Source organism: Psychrosphaera aestuarii (assembly GCF_017948405.1).
GTDB classification, from domain to species: domain Bacteria; phylum Pseudomonadota; class Gammaproteobacteria; order Enterobacterales; family Alteromonadaceae; genus Psychrosphaera; species Psychrosphaera aestuarii.
The window spans coordinates 209,613-230,843 of record NZ_CP072844.1; the positions used below are offsets into that span (position 1 = coordinate 209,613).

A 21,231-nucleotide genomic window follows, 5' to 3' on the forward strand; every position below is an offset into this window, starting at 1 on the left:
GCCATTAACAACCTTTGATTTATAGCCTCATGTTAAGAGTACTGTTTGGATGGATTGTTTCAGCTAAATATTCCATCAAGTCTTTAATTATATAAATCATTTTATCTGCACACTCTTCGGTAATTTCAACTTTTCTTCCATGAACAATAGAGTCTCTACAATCTAATACAATATCAATAAAAGATTGATAATGCTTATTGCTTTTAAAGGCTTTATTACCTGTAACAAGAGCAATTGCTTCTTCCCTACTAATATTTTTCTTCTTACCTTTAGTCTCTAAGTAAAATTGATCATCTATCTGCTGTTCTGTAATACCTCTATTTAATAATGCTCGTCTAACTTCCCTAAAGACCCAGTGTTCAAAAGAAATAACAGCAAAGACACAAAAAGTATTGAAATCTTGTTGTCGCCTGTATTTATTAGCGAGCTGTCTATATTTTGTAGAGGGATCTTCTAAATAACCTTGGGTTAGAGCGTTTTGTAATGAGAGCATTTTGTCTTTAGGCATGTCACAGCCAAGCATAACCCCTGTTCCACGCTTATCATAAACTCCCATCTCCCATACACTTTCTCCTTTAATATTTTTACCACGCATTTTGTGCCAGGGACTCAGTCTTGAAACATTAACTTCAGGAATCCAATCTTTTGTTGAATCATTCATAACCTTGTAAAGATAGATAAACTTTTCAATAAACTTTGTTGCAAAATTTACGACCTTAATATGCTTTATAGTTCCATTATCGTCTTCTATGTGAGAGTTTATAGGGTACTTTACAGGGTCTGTGGACATTATTTTCAGCATAAATACAGAGTATGAATATTCTCCGTAAATATCTTCCATCCCAAGAGTCATTCCCCAACGTTCCTGATCATTACTTACAACTTTATGAAGCCTTAATTCGGCACCAAAGTTACCAAGTACAATTGCAATAGGAGGTTCATTATTGGGGTTACTTTGGTCATCGAGGGAATCAGGAATCAAAATCACAGCAGGTAAACGGCCACCAACGTATAACTCAGTTATGGTCTCATCAGATATTTGAGATTCTTCGAATTCAGTAGCACTCCCTTTTGCACCAGTAAGTCCATTTAAAACCGTTCTCAAAACATACTCCTTGGCAGTAAACCCCAAGTAAAGGGCTGAAAATTATCGGCTAAGCTTGTGTAGTGAAGCCGAACCGAGCCTAGCGTTAGCAGTCCCGCTTTATTGGCTTGTTAGTTGCTACTCGCACAACTTTTTTACACAACTCAACAAACTCAGAATATGCTAAATCATTTTTGGCATCATTAGTTTGCCAAGAGCATATCTTAAAATTTGCTTTTCCTAACCCATCATCAACATGATCAACAGATGGCAGCATAGCAAATAATTTTTTATAGTTTCTTCCATGAAGCTTAGATTGTTCATTGTCATATTTACTGAGTAAAGACCAATCAAGTTTTTCTAGAGTGTATGCGTCAAGTCCGTCAGACTCTATAACAGCTCGATGAATTTCTACTTTATATTCTGCAACTGTTGCAGAGTCATTTCCGCGCTCACGATCCCTTTTTACGTGTGCCCTTGCTTTTCTGGCTAGCCACTTTTCATATACTGCCTGATCTACTATTTCAGATAGTGGAGATACAAGTTGATATTTCTTCATAATTTCCTAGGTAGCTACCTGTGTATTATCCAGCACTCTCTTTAAATCAGCCACTTAAAAACACCTAGGCTGCACATAAAAATAAAAGCGTTTAATGTTTTAACACTTTAAATGAAGTAATTCTAGTTATTGCAGGTAGAGATCCTTAAAACAAGCACGGTCAGTGTGACCTTCCGAAGATCACTCAATGCTGACCTATAGAGTAGTTGCGTCAACTCGTACTAACTTTAATACGTTGAACATTCAATATTGGCTTATCGTTAAAGATTAATAGCGGCGATAAAAAATGCGGATTAAATTATTGGGCGGTTCAAAAAAATTTTGGTCACAATCTGGTCACAGAGCCAATTTTCAGCGATTTTTGGTCACAAGGTTTACGGACATTTTAAAGATTGGAATTTTGTAGAATGGCGCTCCCGACAAGAATCGAACTTGTGACTTAGACTCCGGAGGTCCACGTGATATCCACTTCACCACGGGAGCATTTACTAACTTTTTGTATTTTCGACCTTGCGTCGAGGTGTTTCAAATTTGGTGCATTTGTGCCAAAACGGCGTAACCCTCAATTTGGGAGTTGCCAAATGGCGTAGCCTCCGGAGGGTCGCGTGATATCCACTTCACTACGGGAGCAGTTAAGATGTGGGGAATCATACGCACTTTAAAAGATTGAGTCTAGCGTGTTGGTTTTTAGACGGTTAATTTTTATTCTCGGCAAAATTATGTTAAAAAAACTCGTGCCTTTTACTATAGTTTCGTAAATATCAGCTATAGTTTTACTAAATTTTATTTAATTATGTTCAGGAGATAACCAATGTCATTAATGACGGTGGATCAAGTTGCAGAGTTTTTAGGTGTTAAAGATGTTCGGGTTATTCGTTTAGAAAGAGAGCATTTATTAAATGCAGCGGATAAAGATGATGATGGAAACCCATTGTTTGAAAAAGCAGACGTAGAAAAATACAAAGAAATTGCGTTGCGTTTAGGTGGCATCTGAGTGATACCCCTAGCGCTTAGAACTGCTGGATTATCGAGGTTATGTTATTGTGCAGATCTCGATACTCTTGTGATTTAAAGTTATTTTTTTCGGCCCAATCCACGGTGACTAGCCAATAATATACTAGCCAAATATCTGCGTCAGAAGAAAAATCGACATAACTAAACCCAGCCTGCTTAGCATAGTCTGCCAATATTTGATGGAACTCATGTCGCGTCAACTGGTTTTCAATTGCAAACGCTGCCAAATCCCAACGAACATCACCAAAACTAGCGTACTCCCAATCTATTATTCCTACTTTTTCAGATTTGCTGTGGTAAATATTGCCTAGTGATAAATCACCATGTAGCACTCCTCGGTATTTACTAATTGATAACGTGTTATAGCAGTCAAATAACTTACTTTTAACGGGCATGCCACTGTTCGGTAAGTATTTTTCAAGCAATAAAACGGGGTTAGGTAATTGTAAATCTTGAAGCTCGGGCCAACGCCCAAATGAATGAACGTGCCTCAAGCAAGTGATTAGGTTAGTTCTGTCAGTACTATATATAATCGGTGAAATCGCGGGTACGTCGCTAAGCACTGCGTATCTAATATTGCCATGCTCTATCACTAAAGCTTGAGGTACTGCTATAGGTGAAGGCTTAGATAGATTTAAACATGACACTGATAATTCGTGCACATAGTTAGTTTCTGCGATTCGTTTTAAATACCATACACGATTATTTTCAAGCTGAGCTTTATATACCAAATTACGGGCATTTTTTTCTAGCTGAAAAGAGCTAACTGGGCTATCAAAAAGCTCAGTTAGCTTTTGTTTTATTGCTAACTTATCCAACCGTTGCAGCTCTCTTCGGCTCAGGCAGTTCGTCTCGCCACTCTATATAACCTTTGATGGCTAAAAAAGTATAAAGCACAAACAGCGCGGCTGTTGGTAAGTAGCCCATTTCAAAATAAAGGTATATGGATGCTAGATTGATAACAAACCAGTAAATCCAATTCTCCAATACTTTTTGGGTTACCATATAGGTTGTATATACAGCAAAACAGGTGGTAAAAGAGTCCCAATAAGCCATTCTTTGTGGCGTATATTGATCAGCAAGATAACCAACAACAATACTTATTACAGTAAGAATTATTACTATCTTCAAATGTCGATTTAACGACCACGACTGAACTCGTTTTTCGCTGTTATCTTCTAGGCCACCATTCCATTGCCACCAGCCATAAATTGCCATTAGCAAATAATAGAAGTTTAAAACACTCTCCAATAATAATGCTCCTTGCCAAAACAAGTTCATATATATAAGAGTGCTGATGAACGCAGCTGGCCAACACCAGCTGCTCTGCTTTATTGCCAATAGTAAATATAGTAGGCCGGTAAAGACACCTACATATTCCCATATGGACATAGCATTAAAACCACTAAATAGTTGTTCAATCATAGTGTTCTAGTTACTTGCGTACTTATTGCCATACTTTGCCTGTAAATCTCCTGGAATAAATTTACAAACAAAAATACTAGTGCCGTACTTTTCAAAGCTCAGTTTTAACTCTGAAGATAATGCAGCCATTACAACATCATAGTCGCCAAACAGTTGAGTACTCATATAGTTTGTTATAACGCTTATACCGTTGTAAGTATTAATCCTATCAATAAAGTCTTGAATCGCTGACACGTAATCATCTTCGGTTAGTGGATACTTACTTATTTCTACACTTAGTTTCATAAATATAGCTCCTAAAAGAACACGTCTAATTTAATACCAAACACTCTTGGCTCACCAAGTTGTTCGTATGACTTGGCTTCATATCCATCACGAGGGTCATTACCAAAATAGAAACCTCTTACGCCGTAGTCCTTATTGGTTAAGTTACGCACCCAAAGAGTGATGTCAAACTGCTCAGCTTGGTATGTGACTGATGTATTAACTAAATTAATAGCCTGTGACTTTTCATCATGGCTAAACGAATAGAAATAATCATCACGGCCGTTAATTGACGCGTTCCAACGTACGTTATCCATTAACTGCCAATCAAAACCTAATTGATATTGATAACCAGGTGCATGAGCTTGTTCACGCCCATTAATGTTTACTCGAACATCTTCCCAAGTATCAGGATCGGTTTCCAAACGGTACATATCGTCTATTTCAGTACTTAGCAAAGCCAGACCTGCATAAACCGTTACATCATTATTTAGTCTATATTCAACGTTACTTTCTAAGCCATAGTTGCTACCGGTCGGCGTGTTCGAAACATAGCCAACAAACTCTGGCTGCGCGCCGGACTCACGTACTTCTTTTTCGTTGGTAAACCATTGTTTAATCTGCATGTCGTGACGACTTGAATAAAACAATACTGCGCTAGCTTTAAGCCCTTTATCACGATTGTTATAACGTAAACCAAGTTCAACGTTATTCAAAATTTCTGGTTCAAAACTACCGTTTTCTCTAAGCAACAAATAGTAAGACTCCAAACCAGGCTCATTTAATTTGCTTAATGCTTCGCCATTAGCACCACCAGATTTAAAACCGCGACTTAATCGAACATAAGCCATCGACGATTCATCATATTGTTTTGTCGCCGTTAAGTGACCACCAAACATAGTATCTGATGTGTTTTGTGAAACTAAATTTGAGTCGTTATAGTCGCCATCGTGTTTCTCGATACGCAAGCCAGCCGACAGGTTAATGTCTTTTTCAAGCTCATAACGAGTTTCACCATAGACCGCAAAGTTTGTTTGCTCATAGTTACTCGTAAAGTCGTTGGACAACCAGGTATATTCTCTTGTTAAATCAACGTCTTTTGATTGAATATATACGCCCGCTACCCAACTTTGGTCTTTACCGACCAAGCGAACATCTGCCTGATTAGCAACGCGGTCACGTAAATAGTTGTCGGTCGAAGAGTATTCATCTGGATGTAAACCAACATAAGACCAGTCTTCGTCATAACCATAGGCTAAATCAGTATTATTGTGGCTCAAAAATACGGTTAAATCGGCGTTGTCGAACCCTTGATAAAGAGTTCGTGCTGCCAACGCTGTGGTTTGTTGTTTATCTTTGCCCGGCTCATCGGATAATGTATTGCGGTTTTGGTCGAGTGAAAACCCATCATAACCATTGTTAATATCAAAATGATGAAGTACAAATTGAGTAGAAAGTTGACTATTAAATTCTACGTCTAATAATCCGCGAAACGAAAGTTCGTCTATATTGTTTGTATCGTCTCTATCTAATGTAATGTTTTCAACATACCCGTCGCTAGACAATTTATTTAACGAGAAGCGTCCTTGTACATCTTTTGACAGCTCAGTACCTGCCGCAACACCTACGTTCATTAGGCCATAGTTACCGACTTCTAAGCGGAATTTGTTCGGTGCACTTTCTTCTGGCTGTGAGCTGTACATGTTAATAAAGCCAGCCATTGCATTCGCGCCTACGCTGCTACCTTGCGGTCCTTTAAATACCTCAACTTGGCCAATATCGAATAACGAGGCTGAAGTACCAATACCTGAGTAGTCAATTCCGTCGATTGCCATCCCAACCGATGGGTTTATCGGATCAACAAATTGACTGCGTTCACCAATACCGCGAATTTGAATAAAACGCGCACGTGAAGCTCCTGCGGCAAAGTTAACATTGCCTAACTGTTGAATTGCATCTTGGAAATGACTGGCGCCTGACTTTTCTAGGCTCTCTTGGGTGAGGATTTGTAGTGAGTTCGCCGCCTTGCTTTCTGGCGTAGGCAGTAATTCACCTTTTACTTCGATAGTTTCGATATTAGTGGTAGGTTCAGATTCAGCATTAGCTGACAAAGAAACAAACGGTAGTGCAGATAAAACTGCAATTGCAGTAATGTTAAGTTTCATATTTTGGATCTCTTGTAGATAAAATAAACAAAAGACCCGGTCGTAAGCGAGTAGTCCTGGATTTACCATCCCTACGCCGGTACAAGCCGGATCAGGTTCTAAGGGTTCGATTAACGTCTCAGTATGTCGCGAATTTCGCGCATACACCCCTTGGTGTTCGGGCGCCATTTTATTGATTTAAATAAAAAAAGCTACCCCTGATTAATTTAAAATCATTCCAATATGAGGAATATCATCCTCAAGATACATTTTTGTTACGGTTTGAAAACCCAGAGATTGATAAAAATTCTCTAGATGCTGCTGTGCTGAAATTTTGCATTCAACCTCAGGCCAATATTGCTTTACAGCGTCTATGGCGGCTCGCATCATTGGTGCCGCAAGTCGCTTGCCTCGATAATCTTCCATTATTAGTACGCGACCAATGGCAGAATAGTTTTCATAAGCCAAACCAGGCGCCATCAAACGACAAGTGCCAACTAACTCATCACCATGATAACCAAACAGTTGATAACAATTTTTGGACTTATCTACGCCATCTATATCGGAGTAGATACAATTTTGCTCGACCACAAATACATCACTGCGCGCTTGTAAAATATCGTACAGCTCACCTACCGATAATTGTGAAAACGCTTTAATTTGCCAGTCAATTTTTAAATCCGTCATGTTCTGCTACTTATTTTTTTCACTGAACGATAATGTAATCACGTTTATCGCAAAATTAATAGATACACTTGGTTTTTTAGTGAGCAGTGCGTTATTCTGCGGGCTTCTGAACAATCTAATTAGGTTTATCATTATGAGTCAATTTTTTCGTACCGCTTTTCTTGTTTGTTTATTTATCGCGCCTTTCTCTAGCTTGTCAAATGACGCAAAAGAATTGGAATGGTCAGACTTAGTACCTAAAGATATGGTTCAGAAAATACCTACTATCGAGGAAATTGGACATGCGATGGCTGGGCCTCAATCTATCAATGCACCTGTTGTTAAAGAGTTAGATGGGCAAACGGTAAAAATACCCGGCTTTGTTGTGCCATTAGAAGGTGATGATGAGCTAGTGACTGAGTTTTTATTGGTTCCTTATTTTGGTGCCTGTGTTCATGTACCGCCACCGCCATCAAATCAAATTATTCACGTTACCTTTAAGAAAGGAGCAGCCGCTTCGTCTATGTATGACCCAATATGGGTAACTGGTAAAATTGCCACTGAAACATGGAAAGGTGAACTTGCTCAGGTCGGTTATACTATGCAGGGCATTGAAATTGCCCCATATGACGACTTTTAATTATTTACGCTGACGAATAATTTCATTTTCTAAGTCGGTAAATTGCTCATCGACCTTGCTACAAACGAAGCGAAGATTATAAGCAGATATTTTGGGATTAAATTCGCCGTTTTGGCAATACGTCCCGTAAAAAGCCATTAACTCACGAGAACTTTTTGTGATCTCTTTCACGTAATCTTCTTCATTAGGCTTAAATGAATCAAACTGGGTACTGATTTCGTCGTAAATACGTTTTGATACTTTGCCGCGAGAATATTCACTTTCGGCAGCTTGGCCAATTAACGTCGCAAGATACACTCTCATCTGATTAATTTGAGGCTGATCTACGGTTAGTAGCGTAATAATTAATATAACAAAGATTAAAAATTTCATGGTAACTCCAATTTGAACAACTGCCTTTTGGGCATCAAACTTAAGAAAGCGTCGATCTATAGAATTAGATCAAGGTTTTACAATTTAGTTTCATTTATATTTATGTTTCTGACATATAATTGATATTAGGCAAAATAACAGGTATCGCAATGAACGATCGCATTGATATTAAGAACATTCCTGCCGACGTAAAGGTATACAAACCTAAAGTTGAAGCAAATGCAACTTATAACCTACGAAGTCGCATATATGTGCGAGCAGTAAAAGGCTTGCACCAAGCTATTCGTAGAAAAATGGGCATTTTTTTCCTAGGGCTATTTGCCGTTTTGCCGTGGATAAATTGGAATGGACAGCAAGCTATTTTGCTCGACATTGTAAACCAGCAATTTAATATTTTTGGTTTGACCCTGTGGCCGCAAGATTTAACCATTTTTTCGTCACTGCTTATTGTTTCTGCCTTTTTACTCTTTGTAGTAACCACATTTTACGGACGAGTCTGGTGTGGGTATATGTGTCCGCAAACAGTATGGACCTTTATGTTTATCTGGTTTGAAGAAAAAATTGAAGGCTCCGCAAACAAACGTAAAAAATTAGATTCCATGCCATTGAGCTTTGACAAGGTATGGAAAAAAACACTAAAACATACGTCTTGGTGGATTGTCTCATTACTTACATCGCTTACCTTTATTGGCTATTTTGTACCGATTGATCAATTGTTTATCGACTTTTTCACTTTTGAGTCTTCGGCTATGGTGGTTGGTTGGACTTTATTCTTTGCTGGCGCTACCTATGCCAATGCTGGGTGGATGCGCGAGATCATGTGCCTTCATATTTGTCCATACGCACGCTTCCAGTCGTCAATGTTCGACAAAGATACCTACACGGTGACATATGATGCAGCCCGAGGTGAGAAACGAGGACCTCGTCCAAGAAAATCTGATCCTAAGGAGCTTGGTTTAGGCGATTGTGTTGACTGTAACTTATGTGTGCAGGTTTGCCCTACCGGTATCGATATTCGTAATGGCTTGCAGTACGAATGCATAAACTGTGGCGCTTGTATTGATGCTTGTGATGAAACAATGGATAAAATGAATTATCCAAAAGGCCTAATTTCGTATACGACGGAGCATAGCTTAGAAGGCAAGCCGACTAAAAAATTCCGCTCAAAGTTAATTGGCTACTTACTCGTTACCGTAGTGATGTCGGTTGCGTTTGTTTGGCAAGTCGCGTCGCGTGTACCGTTGGAGTTAAATATCGAACGCGATAGGAACGTGTTATATCGCACTAATAACGATGGTTTGATAGAAAACACCTTCACTTTGCAAGTTCTGAACAAAAGCCAGACGAACCAAAGTTATTCAATTACTATTGAAGGGCTAAATGAATACCAATTTTATGGTGAAACTTCTTTTTCTGTCTCGGCCGGTGAAGTGTATAAGCAACCTGTGAGTATAGCGGTTGACCCATATGAATTAAAACGCCCGGTAACGGACATAAAAATAATTATTCGAAGCGATGACGGTGAGTTAGAAGTTTCGGAGGAAACACGATTCTTTAAGGGACGTTAATGCCACAATTTGATTTTTCAGAGCTAGGTCCAGACTTGATTCTAGATGCAATAGAGTCGACAGGGATATATCCTGAGTCTGGTTTATTGCCGTTAAACAGCTATGAAAATAGGGTGTATCAGTTTTTAGGCGAAGATAAAAAACGTTACGTTGTAAAATTTTATCGACCACAGCGTTGGAGTAATGAACAAATTATTGAAGAGCACGACTTTTCAATTGAGTTAGCAGATCAAGACATTGAAGCTGTGGCGCCACTATCGTTTGATGGTAAGACGTTATTAGAGCACGGCGGTCATAGATTTAGCGTATTTCCAAGCGTTGGCGGTCGAATGTTTGAGCTTGATGATCTTGATCACTTAGAGCGACTCGGTCAGTTACTTGGTCGCATACATAGTGTTAGTGATGCGAGTGAATTTCAGCATCGAAATAAGATTGATATCGCGACTGATTTAAACGAGGCCGCTTCATATCTTAAAGAAAGTGGCCTTGTGCCAAGTTATTTACATGCCGCTTTTTTTCCAGACTTACAAAAGGTCGTTGAGCTGAGTTGTGAGCGACTACCGACGCAACTAAAAAATATACGTCTGCATGGCGATTGTCATACCGGTAATATTTTGTGGCGCACTGGCTCAAATACCGATGACGCGATCTTAGTGGATTTTGATGATTGTATTACAGGTCCTGCAATTCAAGATATCTGGATGATGCTTAGTGGTGACAGAGCACAACAAATTCTTCAATTAGATACCTTGCTAGAAGGTTATGAGATGTTTCGCCCATTTAACCATGCAGAATTCGCAATTATTGAACCGCTTCGCGCACGCAGAATGTTGATGTACATGACATGGCTTGCAAAAAGATGGTCAGATCCTGCATTTCCAAGGAACTTTTCTTGGTTTAATACAGACAAATACTGGGAACAACAGGTATTGGCACTAAAAGAGCAACTATCAGCAATTCAACAACCACATCTTAAATTAGGTTTTTAATCGTTATTTTAGTGTTGTAATCAAAATACGTAACAGCAATAATTGTGAAAAACACAAGGGAATCATTTAATGAAGAAGATATTTACTTTACTCGCAGCCTGCTTTTTTACTCTTTCGGTATCAGCGCAAACATTAAAAGAAGGCGTTCATTACGAAGTTATAAGCGAGACAGCAACCAAAACTCCAGAAGTAAGAGAGTTCTTTTCTTATTATTGTCCACACTGTTTAAACTTTGAACCACTTGCAAAACGCTTAGCAGAAAAAGCAAAAAATTCAGACTTTAAATTTGAAAAAAGCCATGTTGATTTTTTAAGAGCGGCGGGCCCAGAAATTCAATTTATGCTTACTAAGGCTTTAGTTGCTTCTGAAAAGCTGAACAAACCTGGCGTGAACGACGCAATATTTCAATACATTCACAAAAACCGTTCGGTATTTACTAGTGAAAAAGACGTTCGCCAATTATTTATCGCTAATGGTGTAACTGGTGAAGAGTTTGATAAAACATTCAATAGTTTCGCGGTAAAAGCACAAGCGAAAGGTATGAAAAAGCTTCAAAACGAATATGCACAAAAACGTGTATTAACAGGCGTTCCTACTTTTATTGTTAATGGTAAATACAAAATCATTAACCAGGGTTTTGATGCTCGTACCTATGGCGAACTTTTTGAACAGTTAGAAAGTGCCGCATTACAATTAGTAGAAAAAAAATAAGATTTAGTCTTTGATTTCTAATTTAATTACACCGTGGTTGACGGCCAACAAGCGTGTTCAACCCGGTGTATTTGAAATTCGCCTCGATAGCTTTCCTCACCCCCTTTCATATCATGTAAAAGTCCATAAGCGCAGAAAAAATGCGGCGATGGAAATACATAATGGTACTGTTGTAGTAAAGGTTCCCCCTCATTGCAACCAAGCTATGGTAGAGACGTTCATGTCTCAACAACAGCAGTGGCTGAAACAACGTCTTCGTCATTCAGCAACTTCTACTGCATTTAAAAGAGCTTACGAAAGTGGTGAACCTATCTGGTTTTTCGGCCAAAAGCTTCAACTTGAAATAATACGAGACGCAAAAACCGCTTGGTATCTTAATCAGGATTCAGAAGTGATAACGATTTCTGTGTCTCATAGGGTTAAGGACGTAACTAAACACGTTAGAGCGCAACTACATGCCTTTTACATGTATCAAGCCTCGCGCTATTTACCAAAAATAGTGAAACAGCAGGAAAGTCGTTTAGGGTTAGTGAGTACGTCGTTAGACTTCAAGTTTTACCAATGGCGCTGGGGATGTTGTTACAGCAGTGGCAAGATTATATTCAACCCATTATTGCTATCGGCGCCGAAAGAGCAAATTGATTGCGTGATCATTCATGAACTTTGCCACCTAAAGCACATGGATCATAGCAAGGCATTTTGGTCTTTAAATAAAAAATACTGTAATGAGTGTGAAAATACGAAGAAATGGTTAAAGCAATATCATAATGAAATCTACTTCCCGCCGACATAACGGTTAAGCGACCGCCGTAAAAGCCTCAATCGTGTTCGATTCGTTTATGTAGCTATTGTTGTAACGCTGAGAGACAACACTAGCGGTTTTTGCAACCTGATCACTAACATTCGGGGATGACGCTAGAGTTTGTATGTTGTCGCCGTTAACTGACATGTCTTCAGGAGCTGTATTTTGTTCGAAAGACGCGGATACTGACTCGGCAACGGCTTTTCTATTTTCCTCTGATTCTCGCACTAGTTCAACACGGGCTTCAGCGATGTTTTGACTTGCCTGCGCAGCGACCTTACGGTCTTGCGATGATGGTTCTGCAGGAGCTAGTGCAGCGGCTCGAACCGTTTGCATTTTCTCTATTGTTTCTTGTGGCGTTGCGCCTTCAGACACATCAATTGAGACTTCACCGCCTACTGCGTATTTTTTGCCGTCTGGCCCTGTTTCATACTCGTAACTTGGGGAGCCAGCGTAACTGCCGCCTACCGCTGCATGAGCAAGCTCATGGTTTCTCACCTCGGCATCTCGGGCTGATAATTGCTGTATTTCTTTAAGCTCTTGCTCTCGTTCTTGTTGTTCTATTTGTTTTTCATCAGGTTCGCTAGCGTCAGCATTGTCACCTGGGTTAATTATTGTACTAGCGCCTTCAGGTACTCCTGAGTCATCCTTAGGCTCACTGTCTTGTGACTGCCCCTGCTGTTGCGAGTCACTATCATTACTTTGACCCTGCGGGTCTTCAGGAATGACTTCGTTACTTTTAGGAAATAGTCGGTCGTAAGTTACGTTATCGTTTGCCGGGCCACGGGTGTCTTGTTCACGCGATTTTTGCGGTACATTCGCTTCGACTTGCGTTGGAGCTGGCACAACCTCTTTTATGGCATTACTACGCGCCAACGCTTCAGTAGATGGCACTGATGCATTCACAACAACTTGTGGAATATGCGGCGTAATATTTAAAGCCATAACTAAATGTGACCTCGTTGATTAACTATATATTGCTCAAAAAACACACTACCAAACTTTTTATCATTAAACTTTTGTGTCTATTAACGTGCCAATAACTTCATCGGCTGTTTGAATCGTTTTTATATTCGCTTTTGCCAAATGCTCATTAACCACTAAGTTAACGGCCTCCGTTGTTAAGCTTACTTCAGGTCGTGCTTCAACTGCCGATGCAGTAGCGTTAACCGCTGACGTATTGTCCGTATTTAAACGACTAATATTATTCGCTGCTTCAGCTAAGCCTCTTTCTGCGGTTTGATAACCATTTAAACCTGATTGAATCGCACTTGGAATTGATTTTAACTCCATATCGACCTCCGTTTTAAAGCTTACTTCTTGTGTTTAATTATTAACCAAAACCACTTATTTTAAAAATGATTATTTGCTATATGAAATTAAGTTTATAGACATATTTAATTAAAGTTAGTTCGCAGCCAACGGATAAACTCATCTTTGTTTGATATAAATGGCGCGTGAGAATCTTTATTTTGAACGCTAATTCGTATTGTTGGTAACTTTTCCGATAGTCTTTGCGCAGTCGTCAATGGAACTAGAGAGTCTCGGCCACCAAACAAGGCAAAAACAGGCGGTTGTATTGTTGCTAAAGTATCGCGTAAGTCCACTTCTTCTAGCATTTTAAGGCCAGCAACTAACGCCTTAGGATTCGGTGGATTGGCTGAAAAAACCCAATCTTGAATGTCCTTCAAATCTTTTTTAATCGACTCACTGCCCAATGCTTGAATTTTCAAGAAGCGTTTTACCGTTTGTTCATGGCTGACGGTAAGTTGGTTCGAAAATGCCTGAAGTACCTCGCTTTTTATGCCCGGCCAATTACCCTCGGCTACAAACTTTGGCGTACTTGCAACTAATCCTAAAGATAACGTCTGCGCTGGGTATATGTTGGCAAATTTTTGTGCGAGCAAACCACCTAACGACCAACCAATTATATGACTAGGCTCGCGGACTTCTGATTTTAACCACGCAACCAGTGCCTCGATATCATAAGGGCTAGGACAATTGAGGTTGTCACCATAACCAGGCATATCCAAGACCTTAATCCGATGCACCAATGAGGGCTCACAGGCATTAATTACGCCATTCCAAACCTGCTTGTTCATTCCCCAACCATGGATCAGGATTATTGGCGCATTGTTCATCTGTGTTTTATACCTAGTTTTTAGTCTGAATAATAAGGATATATATGCAGTTTACTCTGGTCAGAGCGTGGTTTCAAAGCCAAACACCTTGCTGTTTATGTAGCGGAAAAATCAAGCGCACATCCAGCTATACCAATCCTCTAATCTGTAGAATATGCAATACCACCCTTTCTATATTGCCTTGCGGGTTAGATATTACAGAGAACTCTGTTGCGGAGCAGTTAGTGTGTAGAAATGTCGATGGTATTGCTGTAATCGGCATTTACCAATGGCCATTGTCTGCGTGGCTAACAAAACTGAAGTTTAACCAGCAACTGCACTTTAGTCGCCTCATTGGTTATCTATTAGCGCGCCAGGTTGAACAACAAGACTGGCCTAAAATTGAATTAATTTGCGCCCTTCCACTACATTACAGACGCTGGGTAATTCGAGGTTTTAATCAATCACAGGTTATTTTGACTGAATTTTTACAAGAAATAGATATTCCCATGTACAACGGCTTGTTAAGACGCCGACATACTAAGGCTCAATCAACACAAAATAGAGCAAACCGATTATCGAATTTAGACGAGGCGTTTGTGGCAACCATACCCATTCATGGCAAAAGCGTATTAATAATTGATGATGTGTTAACGACCGGAGCAACGTTAAAGGCAGCCACCATTGCCTTAAAAAATGCAGGCGCCACACGTGTATATGCTGCTTGTGGCGCCATAAGGTTAGTTAATTAATATCTTACTGCTGGTGCCAAAAATAGGATGTTAACAAATAACCGACTTGAGCCATACATGATTGCTCTAAAGTTAGGATTGTCAGTCATTCCAATAACAACACCTCGACCCATAGTTTGGGATACAAGGCTACTTGCCCCTGCTATTTTTTCTACATTTGTATTGTCGGCATAACCTGACAACAATGGTGTTTCGGTATAAGAGGCAACGCCACTAAATGGCACTTTAGTTTCAAGCATTAAATCTGTTCTATTTTTAAATAACGGAATGGTTTCGTTACTTAATCCAAATGTTAACGGGTGGCTTAGATCTAGTTTAGCTTCAAAAAATGCACCTGCCACACGTTGCTTGCCACCTAAGGCTTCTTTATCTGAAAAGACCAGCTCTTCGGCATTAAAACGTTTGAACATTTCACTTTGCGAAATAGTATCCACGCGTAATAAGCTCTGTTGCGCTAACCATAAAGCTGCGCGTTTTTGACCCCAAATAATACCGCCTTGTTTAGCAAATTCTTTTAAATCATCGGCTAAGCTTTCGTCTTTTTTAGAGTAACTACCGTCTGTTAATACCACATGCGTGTATTCAGTCAAATCAACATAAGGTAGGCGACTTTTTTCAACAATGGTGGGAGAGAAACCAACATGACTATCAAGCAAGTACCATGTTTCGCCCACTTCATATAGATTGGTACCCGGTCCGCCTACCAATAACACTTTCGGTAAGGTGACAGGCATCATTAAACGACTACCAAGATCGATCCCCGAAGCGGTCAAACCACTTTTTATCGCATAAGTTGGTACCGGAAATTTAACTAATGCTGCGGCCAGCTTTTTTTGCCAGCCTTGTGTTTGGATACCAGCATGGATCAGCATAGTGCCTGCAGCAAATTGTTTGTTTTGGAATTTACCTTTTACTTGGGCGTCGGCACTAAAGGTTTTTAACGCAGAGCGCACTTTTATACCGTCATTTAGTAAATGATAAACCAAGGCCGGCGCGTTAAAGTCGTGCCAGTCAATCGCGATACTATAAGCGTTGCTTGGCAATTCCTTATCGGCATTCATGTTTTGTAAAGGTTGTCTCCATGCCGTTTTTTCAAGCTTTAATTTTCTTGCTGATTTCACTTTTTCAAATTCGATATTAAAGGCGTAAGCTAAGTTCCAGCTTGATACATCATAAAAGGTATTGTCGTTAAACGAGGTTTGTGTAGAAAATACTGATTGTATTAACCTTACTTGTGGCTGATTTAACGGTATAAAAACAGAATCCGCCTTACTTACTAACTTATCATTTAATTTTGTGTCTTCACGAAGCGGATAGGCATTAATATTATGTTGTTTAAGTAAACTCAGCAGCTTGTTAAACCGTGTTTTGTCATGAGTTTCTGTTAACAAGTAACCATCATAGTTTGCCGATTTGACTAACTTTTTAACGCTATCTTTAAACTCATCTTGAAACGCTTTTAGTTTATCTGCGTTATTCAAACTGCCTTCCAGAGTTGAGAAGGTCGACATAACCTGATGCTTTACCGTTGTTGGAAAGTCTAAGTCACCATTAATGGACTCTTGAATATGACCTCGGCTTGATGCTTGCTCAAACAAAATCCCGATACTGCCGTGCAAGTCTGGGTAGGTTGAGCCTTTTCCTGCATAAAAATCATCGAAGGCTTCTTCGGTAAAATATAATTTATTCGCCTCATCAAATGCTTTGGCATGATAAGTCGCTAACTCTTTGGTCAAGCTTACGTTTTTATCTGGTGTTAATGGGTTTTTCCTTGATGGGATGCCAGGCTGGAAGAAAAACGAACTGTTCGTACCCATTTCATGATGATCGGTTAATACATGTGGACGCCATTGCTGATATTCGGCAATACGCGCTTGAGATTCTGGATGTTGAAGCAATAACCAGTCACGATTCAAATCAAACCAATACTGATTTACTCGACCACGGATCCAACCTTGAATGTGTTCACGATTATTTGGATCTTTGTTGATGTTTTTACCTTTATGTTGATTTGCCCATAACGCAAATCGACTTAGGCCATCTGGGTTAAGGCTAGGGTCGATAATTATTATCATGTCATTTAAATACGCCTGAACCTGCTTACTATTGGAAGCCGCTAAATAATAGGCCACCAGCAATGATGCGTTACTGCCCGACGATTCGTCGCCATGAACACTGTAATTCAAGTTAACGATTAATGGCGCTGACTGACTATTCGACTCGTTTTTTTCATTGTTGTAGAAATAGCGTGATCGTTGCTGTTTTAATTTTTCTAATTCTTGATGGCGATTAGGGTGTGTGATGGTTACATGCAACAACTCACGATGCTGATGAGAAAAACCAATCGTTTTAACAGAAACTCTATCACTTGCGGCAGCTAATGCTTTGTAATACGAAACCAGTTGGTCGTGACGAACATGCCACTCTCCAACTTGATAGCCTAAAATTGACTCTGGCGTTGGTACATTTTTGTCGAACTGCTCGTTCGGTAGGTAAAAGCTAATGTCTTTTTTTAACGACGTTGAGGCAACCGCACTTGCGATCGATACAACGAAGAACAGCGCTACAGTTAGCAAGGAAATTATTTTTGTCATTGTGTTTTGTCGTCACCATTTTTCTTTTAATACGCTAAACATATCAATTAAGTACACGAAACAACAAGTCTGTCTAAACTTTAGTCGTTGAATCGCAGTATTTAGGGGTTTATTTGTTCAGATTTGCCCTCACATAGAGACTAGGAAAAGTCGTCAAGGTTGCAGTAAATAAGCGATAGACGTATCATTGCAAATAACCGAGTAAATTAGTCAGATATTAATTATGATAAAGATTTCAGAAGCGGCTCAACAACACTTTGTAAAGTTGTTAGATACGCAAGCACCAAACACAAGAATTCGTGTATTTGTAGTAAATGCAGGTACAAGTAGCGCAGAATGTGGCGTTAGTTATTGCCCTGAAGACTCTTTAGAGCCAGAAGACAAAGTGATTCCATATAATGGCTTTGAAGCGGCAGTAGACGAAGAAAGTCAGCCATTTTTAGAAGATGCTGAAATTGATTTTGTTACTGATCAAATGGGTTCACAATTAACGCTAAAAGCCCCTAATGCTAAAGCTCGTAAAGTATCGGATGATGCACCTTTAAAAGCACGTTTACAGTACTTTATAGAATCTGAAGTTAACCCAGGCCTCGCAAGCCACGGTGGCCATGTAAACTTGGTTGAGCTTACAGAAGATGGCACAGTGATACTTCAGTTTGGCGGTGGTTGTAATGGCTGTTCTATGGTTGATGTAACGCTAAAAGATGGCATCGAAAAGCAGATGTTACAACAATTTGAAGGTGAAGTGACTGGTGTTAAAGACATCACTGAGCATCAGGCTGGCGAGCATTCTTATTACTAATCCTTGATTAGCTATTTAGATGAATAAACCTGATAAATTACAGCGAATACTAGTGCGACGAGGCGAGAATCCTCAGCGTAGTGTTCGCTTTTTTTTAGCGGGTTTATTTTGCTTTGTGCTTGGCATTGCAGGTCTTTACTTAGGGGCAAGTGCGTGGATTTGGTGGCAAATACCGGGCATCGCACTAATGATCATTGGTGTTTTAGTGACGCTCTATGGTTATGTTGGCATCGTTGCTAACCGCCTTGCGTTCTTTCGTCATCAAGCGCAATTAAATAAAGAAAAATACAAACACCTAGAGTGACCTTCGTAACATAACTCCTTGAGATACTCCTCTGGCTAACATAAAGCTTGTAAAAGCACCCCACAATACGTGGTTACTAAAAATAGACTCGTATTGACTAAATATTAAAATCACCGAGAAAAACACCAACGCTGCAATCAGCATGCTATTTCTCATTTTTTTATCCCAGCCAAGACCAACAAAAACACCATCAAACAAGAAACTGAGAAAGCAGCTCATCGGCATTATAACTATCCAAATATGATAATCTGCTAGTGCTAATTTTAATGAGTTAATATCGGTTAGCATCCAGATGATTAAGTCTACGGTCAAAAAATAAAATACGGTGTAAGCAAGCGCAAAACAAAAACCAATTTTTATGCCTTGCACTATATAAGCGACTAGTCGCTTTTGTTTTTTTTGACCTAAGCTATTTCCAACTAATGACTCTAAAGCAAAAGCCACACCGTCTAAAGAAAAACTAATAAACAAAAAGAACTGCATTAGTAGTGAATTTATGGCGACCGTTTGACTGCCAAATTGCGTGGCGTAAATAGTCATAAATGATAAACAGGCTTGCAGTAGTGCACTGCGAGCAAATAAATTGCCGTTCATTTGGAGTAATTTGAGCCAGCCCTTTAAAATTGCCTGCTTCTTTAATAACACCAATTTAAGCTCAGGCAATATTAGATATAGGATCATCGCCAGCTGGACAATTTCGGCTAATATCGATGCATACGCCACTCCGGCAACGCCTAGCGACAACACAGGTACAAACAATATGTCCGCAAACAAATTAACAAGATTGCAGACAATCAGTGCTTTCAAAACCCATTTAGTTTTACCAGAGCCGATCAAAAATCCTGTTAATGCCATATTTGCTAAAACGAACGGTGCCGCCCAAATACGAATATCAAAATAGGTTTTAGCCGCCTCGTAAGTTGCTTGCATTGAGAGATCATCACTTGATAACCATTGCAATAAACTAAATAACGGTGATTGGAGTAAAATGAGTAATAATGCCAATATAAAACTTAGCAATAATGCTTGGTACAGATGAGTCACTGCCAACACAGGTGATTTCTCTCCCCTCGCCTTTGCAACTAAGCCTGTTGTCGACATTCGTAAAAAGCCAAGCAACCAAAAAATGACGGAAATAAATAAGCTAGCTAACGCTGTGCCCGCTAAAAAATGACTATCTGGTAAGTGACCTATTACGGCAGTATCAACAAATCCCAACATAGGAATGCTAATATTTGCTAGAATCATGGGCCAAGCTAAATGCCAGATTTTTATATTAATGCGGGTACCTGACCACGCAGAGGATTGAAAAAGAGATATCATATGAAACATTTACTATTAAAACCTATTGGGTTTACTTTATTTTTAACCGCCCTTTTGAGCTCTCTTTGGCATCAGAAAGTAACAGCAGCAACGGTAGTACTGTACCACCATGTGAGTGAGAGTACTCCTAAATCTACAAGTGTCTCTCCAGAACAATTCGAAGCACACTTAACAATGATTGAAGAGTTAGGTTTAGAGGTCGTTCCCCTCACAACAATCGTAAATGCGATTAAATTACAGCAACCTGTGAATAAAAATTGGATTGCCATTACATTTGATGATGGATTTAGAAATGTCTATGACACTGCTTTTCCGATGCTTAAAAAACGCAACTGGCCTTTTACCGTGTTTGTAAATCCATTAATGGTAAAACCAAGCAAACTATATATGGATTGGTCACAGCTAAAAACCTTAACGGAACATGGTGTCGACATCATGAATCACACACTTGAGCATGAAAATTTAGTTCAAGATGGCCTTTCTCTTCAACAAATTGAGACTAACTTATTAGTTGCTGAGGAAATGATCAAAGAGCAGCTAGGCCAAAACCACAAAATGGTAGCGTATCCTTTTGGTGAGTATTCTGATCAGATAAAAGGCGTTTTAAATAAGCTTGGTTTTGTCGGTTTTGCACAACATTCTGGCGCAGTTGGAAACAATAGCGATTTGTTAGCACTCACTCGCTTTCCAGCCAACGGTATTTATGCAAACCCAAAAACTCTTAAAGCGAAATTAAAAAGCTTAGCATTTGATATTGAAAGTCAAACGCCAACAGAAACGCTTATTAGTAATATCGATAATATACCTGAACAACAAGGTCCTCTATGGCAAGTAAAATTGGCAAATAAAGACTTTTACCAGAGCCAATTAGCGTGTTTTATTACGGGTCAATCAGGCGCAGTAAAGCCAACTTGGAAATCAGAACTAGAATTTGAAATTGCCGCACCTAAAACCCTACAAACAGGGCGAGTTAAGTACAATTGTACCGCGCCTTCCATAAACAACAGTGGTCGCTTTTATTGGATGAGTAAATTATGGATAACCTTACCAGACGATATGGCGACTAACGTTAAATCTAAGTACGAAACCGAAAATTAG

Annotated in this window: 23 protein-coding genes, 1 tRNA gene and 1 riboswitch; of the genes, 10 read left to right on the top strand and 14 right to left on the bottom strand. The window is 39.4% G+C overall.

Annotated elements, in window-relative coordinates:
• Positions 1–19: 19 nt before the first annotated feature.
• From J9318_RS00995 to J9318_RS01005, 3 genes are all read right to left on the bottom strand, one after another.
• The gene (locus J9318_RS00995; protein ID WP_210560658.1) at positions 20–1,105 is read right to left on the bottom strand and encodes a hypothetical protein; all 1,086 of its coding nucleotides are present in this window, start codon (positions 1,103–1,105) and stop codon (positions 20–22) included.
• Between the two features lie 85 nt (positions 1,106–1,190).
• Positions 1,191–1,643, bottom strand: a complete 453-nt coding sequence (locus tag J9318_RS01000; protein WP_210560659.1) for a hypothetical protein — start codon at positions 1,641–1,643, stop codon at positions 1,191–1,193.
• Between the two features lie 408 nt (positions 1,644–2,051).
• Positions 2,052–2,126 (bottom strand) — tRNA-Arg (locus J9318_RS01005).
• A gap of 328 nt (positions 2,127–2,454) precedes the next feature.
• On the opposite strand from J9318_RS01005, the gene J9318_RS01010 reads away from it, so the two are divergent.
• Positions 2,455–2,637, top strand: coding sequence for a helix-turn-helix domain-containing protein (locus tag J9318_RS01010; RefSeq protein ID WP_210560660.1), 183 nt, complete (start codon positions 2,455–2,457; stop codon positions 2,635–2,637).
• A 16-nt stretch (positions 2,638–2,653) separates the two neighbouring features.
• Here J9318_RS01010 and J9318_RS01015 read toward each other — a convergent pair whose 3' ends face one another.
• From J9318_RS01015 to J9318_RS01035, 5 genes are all read right to left on the bottom strand, one after another.
• Entirely contained in the window at positions 2,654–3,475 is an 822-nt protein-coding gene (locus J9318_RS01015) for a phosphotransferase (RefSeq protein WP_210560661.1), read from the bottom strand.
• Entirely contained in the window at positions 3,468–4,082 is a 615-nt protein-coding gene (pnuC, locus tag J9318_RS01020) for a nicotinamide riboside transporter PnuC (protein WP_210560662.1), read from the bottom strand. Before pnuC ends, J9318_RS01015 begins: the two co-directional genes overlap by 8 nt.
• Before the next feature lie 6 nt (positions 4,083–4,088).
• On the bottom strand, positions 4,089–4,367 hold the full coding sequence (locus tag J9318_RS01025; RefSeq protein WP_210560663.1) for a YkoF family thiamine/hydroxymethylpyrimidine-binding protein: 279 nt from the start codon (positions 4,365–4,367) through the stop codon (positions 4,089–4,091).
• A gap of 11 nt (positions 4,368–4,378) precedes the next feature.
• Positions 4,379–6,511 (bottom strand): TonB-dependent receptor, encoded by a 2,133-nt coding sequence (locus tag J9318_RS01030; RefSeq protein WP_210560664.1) that lies wholly within the window; start codon positions 6,509–6,511, stop codon positions 4,379–4,381.
• A 51-nt stretch (positions 6,512–6,562) separates the two neighbouring features.
• Positions 6,563–6,672: riboswitch (TPP riboswitch) on the bottom strand.
• 40 nt (positions 6,673–6,712) lie between these two features.
• On the bottom strand, positions 6,713–7,177 hold the full coding sequence (locus tag J9318_RS01035) for a GNAT family N-acetyltransferase (RefSeq protein ID WP_210560665.1): 465 nt from the start codon (positions 7,175–7,177) through the stop codon (positions 6,713–6,715).
• Between the two features lie 133 nt (positions 7,178–7,310).
• Here J9318_RS01035 and J9318_RS01040 point away from each other — a divergent pair, with 133 nt between their 5' ends.
• Positions 7,311–7,796, top strand: coding sequence for a DUF3299 domain-containing protein (locus J9318_RS01040; RefSeq protein WP_210560666.1), 486 nt, complete (start codon positions 7,311–7,313; stop codon positions 7,794–7,796).
• Here the strand turns inward: J9318_RS01040 and J9318_RS01045 are convergent, their stop codons facing one another.
• Entirely contained in the window at positions 7,797–8,168 is a 372-nt protein-coding gene (locus J9318_RS01045; protein WP_210560667.1) for a hypothetical protein, read from the bottom strand.
• Positions 8,169–8,317: 149 nt separating this feature from the next.
• Between J9318_RS01045 and ccoG the strand changes: the two genes are divergently transcribed.
• The 4 genes from ccoG to J9318_RS01065 all read left to right on the top strand — a co-directional run bounded on the left by ccoG (position 8,318) and on the right by J9318_RS01065 (position 12,229).
• Entirely contained in the window at positions 8,318–9,736 is a 1,419-nt protein-coding gene (gene ccoG / locus J9318_RS01050; protein ID WP_210560668.1) for a cytochrome c oxidase accessory protein CcoG, read from the top strand.
• The gene (locus J9318_RS01055; protein ID WP_210560669.1) at positions 9,736–10,725 is read left to right on the top strand and encodes a serine/threonine protein kinase; all 990 of its coding nucleotides are present in this window, start codon (positions 9,736–9,738) and stop codon (positions 10,723–10,725) included. The genes ccoG and J9318_RS01055 overlap by 1 nt, the downstream gene beginning before the upstream one ends.
• Before the next feature lie 69 nt (positions 10,726–10,794).
• On the top strand, positions 10,795–11,436 hold the full coding sequence (locus tag J9318_RS01060) for a thiol:disulfide interchange protein DsbA/DsbL (protein ID WP_210560670.1): 642 nt from the start codon (positions 10,795–10,797) through the stop codon (positions 11,434–11,436).
• Between the two features lie 10 nt (positions 11,437–11,446).
• A complete protein-coding gene (locus tag J9318_RS01065) occupies positions 11,447–12,229 on the top strand; it encodes a M48 family metallopeptidase (RefSeq protein WP_210560671.1) in 783 nt (260 codons plus the stop codon).
• A gap of 3 nt (positions 12,230–12,232) precedes the next feature.
• On the opposite strand, the gene J9318_RS01070 is transcribed toward J9318_RS01065, so the two are convergent.
• The 3 genes from J9318_RS01070 to bioH form a co-directional block, all read right to left on the bottom strand.
• Entirely contained in the window at positions 12,233–13,183 is a 951-nt protein-coding gene (locus J9318_RS01070; RefSeq protein WP_210560672.1) for a putative metalloprotease CJM1_0395 family protein, read from the bottom strand.
• Positions 13,184–13,249: 66 nt separating this feature from the next.
• Positions 13,250–13,531, bottom strand: coding sequence for a hypothetical protein (locus tag J9318_RS01075; protein WP_210560673.1), 282 nt, complete (start codon positions 13,529–13,531; stop codon positions 13,250–13,252).
• A 104-nt stretch (positions 13,532–13,635) separates the two neighbouring features.
• Positions 13,636–14,379: a pimeloyl-ACP methyl ester esterase BioH gene (gene bioH, locus J9318_RS01080; RefSeq protein WP_210560674.1), complete on the bottom strand. Its 744-nt coding sequence runs from the start codon at positions 14,377–14,379 to the stop codon at positions 13,636–13,638.
• A gap of 44 nt (positions 14,380–14,423) precedes the next feature.
• Here bioH and J9318_RS01085 point away from each other — a divergent pair, with 44 nt between their 5' ends.
• Positions 14,424–15,110 carry a ComF family protein gene (locus J9318_RS01085; RefSeq protein ID WP_210560675.1) on the top strand — a complete coding sequence of 229 codons (687 nt, stop codon included), beginning with the start codon at positions 14,424–14,426 and terminating at the stop codon, positions 15,108–15,110.
• Here J9318_RS01085 and J9318_RS01090 read toward each other — a convergent pair.
• Entirely contained in the window at positions 15,107–17,704 is a 2,598-nt protein-coding gene (locus tag J9318_RS01090) for a M14 family metallopeptidase (RefSeq protein WP_210560676.1), read from the bottom strand. The two genes, J9318_RS01085 and J9318_RS01090, sit on opposite strands and share 4 nt — an antisense overlap.
• A 223-nt stretch (positions 17,705–17,927) precedes the next feature.
• Between J9318_RS01090 and nfuA the strand changes: the two genes are divergently transcribed.
• Both nfuA and J9318_RS01100 read left to right on the top strand, forming a co-directional pair.
• Positions 17,928–18,506, top strand: a complete 579-nt coding sequence (gene nfuA, locus J9318_RS01095) for a Fe-S biogenesis protein NfuA (RefSeq protein ID WP_210560677.1) — start codon at positions 17,928–17,930, stop codon at positions 18,504–18,506.
• A gap of 19 nt (positions 18,507–18,525) precedes the next feature.
• Positions 18,526–18,810 (top strand): hypothetical protein, encoded by a 285-nt coding sequence (locus J9318_RS01100; RefSeq protein ID WP_210560678.1) that lies wholly within the window; start codon positions 18,526–18,528, stop codon positions 18,808–18,810.
• On the opposite strand, the gene J9318_RS01105 is transcribed toward J9318_RS01100, so the two are convergent.
• Positions 18,802–20,142 carry an MATE family efflux transporter gene (locus tag J9318_RS01105; RefSeq protein ID WP_210560679.1) on the bottom strand — a complete coding sequence of 447 codons (1,341 nt, stop codon included), beginning with the start codon at positions 20,140–20,142 and terminating at the stop codon, positions 18,802–18,804. The two genes, J9318_RS01100 and J9318_RS01105, sit on opposite strands and share 9 nt — an antisense overlap.
• Between J9318_RS01105 and J9318_RS01110 the strand changes: the two genes are divergently transcribed.
• The gene (locus J9318_RS01110; protein WP_210560680.1) at positions 20,134–21,231 is read left to right on the top strand and encodes a polysaccharide deacetylase family protein; all 1,098 of its coding nucleotides are present in this window, start codon (positions 20,134–20,136) and stop codon (positions 21,229–21,231) included. The two genes, J9318_RS01105 and J9318_RS01110, sit on opposite strands and share 9 nt — an antisense overlap.

What these genes read in the sequence shown, in the direction of transcription:
- J9318_RS01000 (WP_210560659.1), bottom strand. Translation starts at nt 1,643, where the DNA reads ATGAAGAAATATCAACTTGTATCTCCACTATCTGAAATAGTAGATCAG.
- J9318_RS01010 (WP_210560660.1), top strand. Translation starts at nt 2,455, where the DNA reads ATGTCATTAATGACGGTGGATCAAGTTGCAGAGTTTTTAGGTGTTAAA.
- pnuC (WP_210560662.1), bottom strand. Translation starts at nt 4,082, where the DNA reads ATGATTGAACAACTATTTAGTGGTTTTAATGCTATGTCCATATGGGAA.
- J9318_RS01025 (WP_210560663.1), bottom strand. Translation starts at nt 4,367, where the DNA reads ATGAAACTAAGTGTAGAAATAAGTAAGTATCCACTAACCGAAGATGAT.
- J9318_RS01030 (WP_210560664.1), bottom strand. Translation starts at nt 6,511, where the DNA reads ATGAAACTTAACATTACTGCAATTGCAGTTTTATCTGCACTACCGTTT.
- J9318_RS01035 (WP_210560665.1), bottom strand. Translation starts at nt 7,177, where the DNA reads ATGACGGATTTAAAAATTGACTGGCAAATTAAAGCGTTTTCACAATTA.
- J9318_RS01040 (WP_210560666.1), top strand. Translation starts at nt 7,311, where the DNA reads ATGAGTCAATTTTTTCGTACCGCTTTTCTTGTTTGTTTATTTATCGCG.
- J9318_RS01045 (WP_210560667.1), bottom strand. Translation starts at nt 8,168, where the DNA reads ATGAAATTTTTAATCTTTGTTATATTAATTATTACGCTACTAACCGTA.
- ccoG (WP_210560668.1), top strand. Translation starts at nt 8,318, where the DNA reads ATGAACGATCGCATTGATATTAAGAACATTCCTGCCGACGTAAAGGTA.
- J9318_RS01055 (WP_210560669.1), top strand. Translation starts at nt 9,736, where the DNA reads ATGCCACAATTTGATTTTTCAGAGCTAGGTCCAGACTTGATTCTAGAT.
- J9318_RS01060 (WP_210560670.1), top strand. Translation starts at nt 10,795, where the DNA reads ATGAAGAAGATATTTACTTTACTCGCAGCCTGCTTTTTTACTCTTTCG.
- J9318_RS01070 (WP_210560672.1), bottom strand. Translation starts at nt 13,183, where the DNA reads ATGGCTTTAAATATTACGCCGCATATTCCACAAGTTGTTGTGAATGCA.
- J9318_RS01075 (WP_210560673.1), bottom strand. Translation starts at nt 13,531, where the DNA reads ATGGAGTTAAAATCAATTCCAAGTGCGATTCAATCAGGTTTAAATGGT.
- bioH (WP_210560674.1), bottom strand. Translation starts at nt 14,379, where the DNA reads ATGAACAATGCGCCAATAATCCTGATCCATGGTTGGGGAATGAACAAG.
- J9318_RS01085 (WP_210560675.1), top strand. Translation starts at nt 14,424, where the DNA reads ATGCAGTTTACTCTGGTCAGAGCGTGGTTTCAAAGCCAAACACCTTGC.
- J9318_RS01090 (WP_210560676.1), bottom strand. Translation starts at nt 17,704, where the DNA reads ATGACAAAAATAATTTCCTTGCTAACTGTAGCGCTGTTCTTCGTTGTA.
- nfuA (WP_210560677.1), top strand. Translation starts at nt 17,928, where the DNA reads ATGATAAAGATTTCAGAAGCGGCTCAACAACACTTTGTAAAGTTGTTA.
- J9318_RS01100 (WP_210560678.1), top strand. Translation starts at nt 18,526, where the DNA reads ATGAATAAACCTGATAAATTACAGCGAATACTAGTGCGACGAGGCGAG.
- J9318_RS01110 (WP_210560680.1), top strand. Translation starts at nt 20,134, where the DNA reads ATGAAACATTTACTATTAAAACCTATTGGGTTTACTTTATTTTTAACC.
- J9318_RS01105 (WP_210560679.1), bottom strand. Translation starts at nt 20,142, where the DNA reads ATGTTTCATATGATATCTCTTTTTCAATCCTCTGCGTGGTCAGGTACC.